Genomic DNA, 7,235 nt, shown 5'->3' with positions numbered 1-7,235 from the left:
CGAGCCTGATCTGGCTGGCGGATGGTTTAGCTGCGTCCTGAGGCATGTTCACTCGTCTCCCTTGTGTGCCGCGCGGTCATGCGCGGGACAGTACAAAACTTTCCATTGCATGCGCCCACCCATCCTGCGTGTTGGGCCTTGTCACGTAACGGGCTTCGGCCTTCACGTTCTCCGGGGCGTTACCCATGGCGATACTGACACCGGCTTCCTTCAGCATGGGAATGTCATTGTTCATATCCCCTATGCAGGCCGTTTCCTGAATGCTGACATCAAGCAGGCGCGCCAGCTCCTTCGCCGCATAGCCCTTGTTCGCGCGCGGATGCGTAATATCCAGATAGATGGGCGAGGAGCGATGCACACTGGCCTCGCCCCCCAGCAGGGCCGCCAGTTCACGCTCCACCACCGGCAGGTGCGCCGTGTCGGACGAGACACCCATGATCTTGCCGACATCGTGATAATGCCCGGCGAAATCCGCCACCTGTACCGGCGTGGTCTGCACCACCTCGCGCTCATGGCGGACCTGTGGCGTATCCATTCGCCGCACCAGCCAGTCATGGCCGATGAACAGCCATGGCTCGACATTATTGGCGATCAGGAATTCCACCGCCCTGTGCACGGCATCCGGGGCGAGCGACAGCCGTTCGCGTATCGTGCCATCGGCATCGCAGATCAGCCCGCCATTCAGCCCCGCGATGGGGGTGCTGATGCGCAGCGCCCTGACATACTGCATCATTCCGCGCGGCGCGCGGCTGCTGACCAGGCTCAGCCGGATCCCGGCGCGCTCCAGGTCATCGGCGGCGCGATGGGCGGCCGGTGTGATCACGCGCTCGGGGGTGATGAGGGTGCCGTCTATATCGGACACGACCAGACGCACGCCACCTGTGGGGGAAACGGACGGGGACATGGGATTATCCAATTTTCAGCCAGTGCCGGTGGTCACGCGCCAGCAGGGCGTCGGCCGCCTTTGGCCCTTCGCTGCCCGCCGTGTAGAGGGCGAGCGTCTGACTGTCCTGCCCCCAGTCCAGAACCGGCTGCACGGCGCGCCATCCGGCCTCGATATTGTCCGCGCGCTGGAACAGCGTCGCATCCCCGATCATGCAGTCATAGATCAGGGTTTCATATCCGGTGCTGGGGCCTTCACTGAACCATTCGGCGTAATCGAACTTCATGCGCACGCCGCCAAGCCGCACGGCGGGGCCGGGGATCTTGGCCGAGAACTGCATGGTCACCCCTTCGGTGGGCTGGATGTGCATGACCATGATGTTGGGGGCGAGACGGTCCACCGGCGTGTCACGGAACAGCGCGTAAGGCGCGGACTTGAAGTGAATCGCGATCTCGGTCTTGCGCGCGGCCAGACGTTTGCCGGTACGCACGTAAAACGGCACGCCAGCCCAGCGCCAGTTGTCGATCTGGAACTTCATGGCCACGTAGGTCTCGGTCAGGGAATGGGGGTCAACGCCCGGTTCCTCCCGGTAACCCGGCACCGCCGCGCCATTCACCGTGCCGGCTGCATACTGCCCGCGCACCACGTCATCGGGCGACAGGGTGTGGATGGCGTCCAGCACCTTCGTCTTTTCATTGCGCACGGCGTCGGCATCGAAGGAGATGGGAGCCTCCATCGCCGTCATGGCCAGAAGCTGCATGACGTGATTGGGCACCATGTCGCGCACCGCGCCCGTGCCTTCGTAGAATTTGGCGCGCTGTTCCACGCCCACCGTCTCGGCGGCGGTGATCTGGACGTGGTCTATGTTCTGGCGGTTCCACAGCGGCTCGAAAAACCCGTTGGAGAAACGCAGGGCGAGGATGTTCTGCACCGTCTCCTTGCCCAGATAATGATCGATCCGGTAAATCTGCTGTTCCGTCAGCGTGTTCAGCAGCCGGGTATTGAGCGCTATGGCCGAGGGCAGGTCATGCCCGAAGGGCTTTTCCACGATCACCCGGCGGAAGGAATTGCGTCCCTCGCGCACAAGGGCCGCCTCGCCCAGACGGTCCACGATGGAGCCGAAGAAACGGGCGGCCACCGCAAGGTAGAAAATGCAGTTCCGCTCCCCCACGATGGCGGAAATGTCCTGATAGGTCTGGGCGGTCTCGAAATCGCCACGCACGTAGCGGATACGCGGCGTGAGCCAGTCCCATATATCCGTGCGCAGGGCCACGGCCTCGGCCCCGCGGCGGGCAACGAAGTTTTCCAGCGCCGCATACATGCTCTGGCGCAACTGCGTATCGGTCAGGTCCGCGCGGTCAACGGCAACGACATTGAAGCCATCGTCCAGCAGTCCGGCGCAGGCAAGGTTGTAGATGGCGGGAAGCAGGAGGCGATGCGTCAGATCCCCACCCCCGCCAAAAATGACGAACGATGCCGGCGGGCAGCGCCGGGGGGCGCTTTCATCACCGGAATCCCCTACCTGCGATACTGCCGAGGCGATAATATTTTCCATGTCTGCTACTGTTCCTGAACTGTTTTTCGCCTGTAATCCCCCTCCGGCTGTTCCGCGCGCAGTCATTCATGTGCTGTCTTTTCGGGAAGCAGCCGGAGGCGGAAAAACGAGCCCCCGGGCGACCCGGTCAGTTACCGACCGGGTGGCGGGTCAGTTATTCGTACCTTCGATGTGACCGCCAAAACCGAAGCGCATGGCTGACAGCATCTTCTCGGCATAGTTGTTGCCGGTGCGGGAACGGAAGCGCGTGAACAGGGATGCCGTGATGACGGGAACCGGCACCGCCTCCTCGATCGCGGCTTCGATGGTCCAGCGGCCTTCACCGGAATCGGCCACGTCGCCCTTGTAGTTGGACAGGTCCGGGTTGCCCGCCAGCGCGCTGGCCGAAAGGTCGAGCAGCCACGAGGACACGACGCTGCCACGGCGCCAGACTTCGGCGATGTCGGCCATGTTCAGTTCGAAACGCTGGTCTTCGGGCAGTTCGGTGGAGTTCTTGGACTTCATCACGTCGAACCCTTCGGCGAAGGCCTGCATGATGCCGTATTCGATGCCGTTATGGACCATCTTCACGAAATGGCCGGAACCGGCGGGGCCGCAATGCAGGTAGCCCTGCTCGGCGCGGGGGTCGAATTCCGGCTTGTCACGGTTCGGCGTGCGCGGAATGTCGCCAATCCCCGGCGCGAGCGCGGACAGGATGGGATCGATATGATCGGTCGCTTCCTTGGTGCCGCCGTACATCATGCAGTAGCCACGCTCCAGGCCCCACACGCCGCCGGACGTGCCGACATCAATGTAGTCGATGCCTTTTTTCACCAGCTCGGCGGCACGGCGGATGTCGTCCTTGTAAAAGGAATTGCCACCGTCAATCACGATATCGCCACGGCTCATCAGCGTGCCGAGTTCCTGTACCGCCTGCTCCGTCACTTCGCCCGCGGGCAGCATGAGCCAGATGATCTTGCGGCCCGACAGCTTGCCGACCATGTCCTTCAGCCCGGTGGCCGCCGTGGCCCGGCCCCCTTCGGCCTGTTCGCACACTTTCGCGGTAACGGCGGGATCGCGATCATAGGCCACCACGTCATGACCATGGCGGGTGAGGCGGATTGAAATGTTGCCGCCCATCTTGCCAAGACCAACAATACCGATTTGCATAATAAAATACTCCTGAAGATGGGATAGGGTTGTATCCCTATCGCCTTCATGGCCATTTCCCAATGACCGCTATCAAGAAACCCGCCTTTTCGTGGGAAAAGGCGGGTCCGGAACCGCGGATCAGACCGCGCGGGCGATATCCTGCCCCAGTTTTTCAAGACCCGATTTCAGGTCTCCGTGGATGTGGACACGCAGCACACGGCGGCCGCGTTCGGCCAGCACCTCCATGTCGCCACGCGCCTGGGCTTCCTTCACGATGCCAAAGGTATATTTCTCACCCGGCACCGGCAGGTTCACCACGTCATCGCAGGTGATCTGCAGGAAAACGCCCGTGTTGGGGCCACCCTTGTACGCCTGCCCGGTCGAATGCTGGAAGCGCGGACCGAATTCGGCCGCCGTGGCGACCTTCAGCGCGTCACGCACGTCAAGACGGGCCTTCTGGATCCATTCGCGTGTTGCCGTGTCACGGTCGATATAGGCCAGCAGCGCCACGTAATCACCCGCCCCGGCACGGGCGAAATGCGCCCTGAGGATCTCTTCCGCCGTCTTGCCGCCCTTCAGCGCCTGCGCGTTCTTCGGATCGGCGTAGAAGGCGAAGGGCGCGTCCTTGGCGAACGGCTCGTACGGCGGCAGTCTGCCGGTCTCGTTATAGGCGTTGGTGATCTTCTTGGTCTCGATCTTCGAGGCCTCGACATCAGGCTGGTTGAAGGCGTTGATGCCGATGATCGAACCGGCAACGGCGGTGGCGAACTCCCAGCGGAAGAACTCCTCCAGCACCTGGCGGCGTTCATGCAGTTCAATGGTCACCACCGGTTCGCCCGCCTCGACCAGCGCGGCGAAGGCCGCGTCCTGACGGGGGCAGGGATCCTCGGCCAGACGCAGATAGGCGAAGACGCGGTCCTTGCCATACACATCGGGCCTGCCGATCGTCTCGTCATCAATGGGGATCAGGCCCTTGCCGTCCTTGCCGGTTGATTCGGCAAGAAGCTGCTCCAGCCACGCCCCCATGTCGTAAATGCCGGGGGAGGCGATGATGGTCACCTTGTCCCGACCGAAATCACGCGCGGCCACACCCAGCACCGTGCCCAGCACCACGCCGGGGTTCTGCGCCGGCGGCACCGAGGCGGCGCAGGACTTTTCACCACGCAGCGCAGATTCGAGCAGAAGCTTCAGCGGCAGCCCCGCCACGGCGGCGGGCACCAGCCCGAAATCGGACAGCACGGAATAGCGGCCGCCGATCTGCTTTTCACCATAGAAGATTTTCCAGAACCCGTCCTTCTTCGCCACGTCTTCCATGTGGGAACCGGGATCGGTCACGGTGATGAAGTGGGATCCCACCTTGTCACCCAGCACCTTTTTGGCCTGATCGAAGAAATAGGCCTTGAGGATGTTGGGCTCCAGCGTGCCGCCGGACTTGGACGAGACGATGAACAGCGTCCTGGAAATATCGATCTTGTCCTGGAACGCACGCACCTGCTGCGGGTCCGTGCTGTCGAGGACATAGAGGTGCGGGAAGCCCTCATGCTTGCCGAATGTCTGGGCCAGCACTTCCGGGCCAAGGCTGGACCCGCCCATGCCCAGCAAAAGCGCGTGCTGGAAGCCGCGCGCCTTCACCTCCGCCTGAAAATCCTCGAACTTCGACAGCGCGGCGATCTGGTCATCGGTAATGTCCAGCCATTTCAGCCAGTCCGCCTCGTCCTTGCCGGTCCACAGGGTGGCGTCGTGGTGCCACAGGCGGCGGACCTTGCCCCCCTTGCGCCAGGCGTCCTGTTCCGCCTTGACCGCCCTGTCCAGATCGGCGGGCAGTTTGAGGGCGGTGGAGGTGACCTTCCTGCCAAGGAACGCCGCCTGCTTGGCCGCGACGGAACCCAGCAGGTCGTCAAACGCATCGGCGAAGGATGCAACGCCTTCATCCACCAGCGTTTTCGTTACACCGGCCAGATCGAGGCCAAGACGCTCGGCTTCCGCCAGCACCTTGCGCGCGCCGGGCAGATCCTGCGTCAGCGTTTCGGCCACCTTGCCATGGTCGCGGAAGGCGTCGAAGGTCGCGGGCGGAATGGTGTTGACGGTCTCGGGGCCGATCAGCCCATCCACATACAGCACGTCGCTGAAGGACTTGTCCTTCGTGCCGGTGCTGGCCCACAGCAGGCGCTGCGGCATGGCCCCGGCATCGGCCAGTTTCTTCCACCGCGGGCTGGCGGTCACGTCCTTCCAGTATTCATACGCCACCTTGGCGTTGGCAATCGCCACCTTGCCGCGCAGGGCCTTGAGGGCTGGCGTCTCCTTGTCACCAGCGGCGACGCGACCGTCTATTTCCTTGTCGATCTTCACGTCGATGCGGCTGACGAAGAAGGAAGCGACGCTGGCGATGCCTTTCACGCTCTCCCCACGGCCCAGACGATCTTCCAGCCCGGAGATGTAGGCTTCCAGCACCTTCTTGTACGCATCGAACGAGAACAGCAGGGTGACGTTGATGCTCAGCCCGTCGCCAATGGCGGCGCGGATGGCGGGCAGACCTTCATCCGTGCCGGGAATCTTGATCATGAGGTTACGGGCTTCAACCGCCTTCCACAGGCGGCGGGCCTCGTTCAGCGTGCCATTGGTGTCACGCGCCAGATAGGGCGAGACCTCGAGGCTGACATAGCCGTCCACGCCCTTTGTCTGTTCATAGACGGGATACAGCACCTTCGCCGCGGCGCGGATGTCGTCAATGGCCAGCAGTTCGTACAGCGTTCCGGCATCGACGATCCGGTGCTCCAGCACCGAGCGGATCTGCGCGTCGTAATCCGTGCCCTGCCCCATGGCCTTCTGGAAGATGGCGGGGTTGGAGGTCACGCCCTTCAGCCCGTCCTCATCCACCAGTTTTTTCAGGCTGCCATTTTCGGTATAGGATCGCTGGATGAAATCCAGCCAGGGAGACTGACCATAGCGGGCCAGTTCCTTTAATGGATTTTCTCCACCAGATTCACGCGCATTCATGGCTGTCGCACTCATGGCTGTGCTTCCTTTGCTTCCCGGCGGCGCGGGCTGTCCGCGCCGCCTGACATTCCCCGGAACCGAAACAGGCAGGACCAAAAGCCCTGCCTGTCCTGATCCCCTTTTATTTTCCGGCCTGCCTGCGGGCGGCGGCCACCACGGCCTCGACCGTGAAGCCGAACTTGACCTCCAGTTTCTCCGCCGGGGCGGAGGCGCCAAAGCCGTGCATGACAATCGTCTCGCCCGCCAGGCCGGTGTAACGGTCCCAGCCAAGCTGCGCCGCCTGTTCCACCGCCACGCGCGCGGTCACATCCGGCGGCAGCACGCTGTCACGATAGGATTTGGGCTGGGCCTCGAACAGATCCCATGACGGCATGGAGACAAGACGCACCTTGATGCCGTCCGCCTTCAGCTTTTCCGCCGCCCGGATGATGAGTCCGACTTCGCTGCCCGTTGCCATGAGGATAACATCGGGCCGCCCGTCCGCATCCGCAAGGACATACGCCCCTTTTGCCAGACCTGCCGCCGACGCATAGGTCTTGCGGCAGATGGTGGGCAGGTTCTGCCGGCTCAGCGCCAGCACGCTGGGGCGATCGGTAAGCTGGATCAGCGTGCGCCAGGCTTCCGCCACCTCGTTGGCATCAGCGGGGCGCAGCACGGTCACGCCCGGCG

General features: G+C 63.1%; 5 protein-coding genes. All 5 read right to left on the bottom strand.

What is annotated here, in order from left to right; all coding sequences use genetic code 11:
* Positions 1-76: 76 nt before the first annotated feature.
* Complete coding sequence (locus tag JCM25156_RS07455) at positions 77-904, bottom strand: Cof-type HAD-IIB family hydrolase (RefSeq protein ID WP_025812643.1); 828 nt, start codon at positions 902-904, stop codon at positions 77-79.
* Positions 905-908: 4 nt separating this feature from the next.
* Entirely contained in the window at positions 909-2,438 is a 1,530-nt protein-coding gene (gene zwf, locus JCM25156_RS07450) for a glucose-6-phosphate dehydrogenase (protein ID WP_025812642.1), read from the bottom strand.
* A 150-nt stretch (positions 2,439-2,588) separates the two neighbouring features.
* Positions 2,589-3,587: a phosphogluconate dehydrogenase (NAD(+)-dependent, decarboxylating) gene (gene gnd / locus JCM25156_RS07445; protein ID WP_025812641.1), complete on the bottom strand. Its 999-nt coding sequence runs from the start codon at positions 3,585-3,587 to the stop codon at positions 2,589-2,591.
* A 120-nt stretch (positions 3,588-3,707) separates the two neighbouring features.
* Positions 3,708-6,566, bottom strand: coding sequence for a bifunctional transaldolase/phosoglucose isomerase (locus tag JCM25156_RS07440; protein WP_025812640.1), 2,859 nt, complete (start codon positions 6,564-6,566; stop codon positions 3,708-3,710).
* Between the two features lie 121 nt (positions 6,567-6,687).
* A partial coding sequence (locus tag JCM25156_RS22430; protein ID WP_034958823.1) for a transketolase-like TK C-terminal-containing protein occupies positions 6,688-7,235 on the bottom strand: 548 nt, incomplete at its 5' end.

The sequence above is a fragment of the Komagataeibacter kakiaceti JCM 25156 genome (assembly GCF_000613305.1).
The sequence above is the reverse complement of the archived record's forward strand: the minus strand, read 5'-3'. Positions and strand labels throughout refer to the sequence as shown.

Excerpts from the sequence above, each read along its gene's own strand:
- gnd (WP_025812641.1), bottom strand. The coding sequence starts at position 3,587 with ATGCAAATCGGTATTGTTGGTCTTGGCAAGATGGGCGGCAACATTTCA.
- JCM25156_RS07455 (WP_025812643.1), bottom strand. The coding sequence starts at position 904 with ATGTCCCCGTCCGTTTCCCCCACAGGTGGCGTGCGTCTGGTCGTGTCC.
- JCM25156_RS07440 (WP_025812640.1), bottom strand. The coding sequence starts at position 6,566 with ATGAATGCGCGTGAATCTGGTGGAGAAAATCCATTAAAGGAACTGGCC.
- zwf (WP_025812642.1), bottom strand. The coding sequence starts at position 2,438 with ATGGAAAATATTATCGCCTCGGCAGTATCGCAGGTAGGGGATTCCGGT.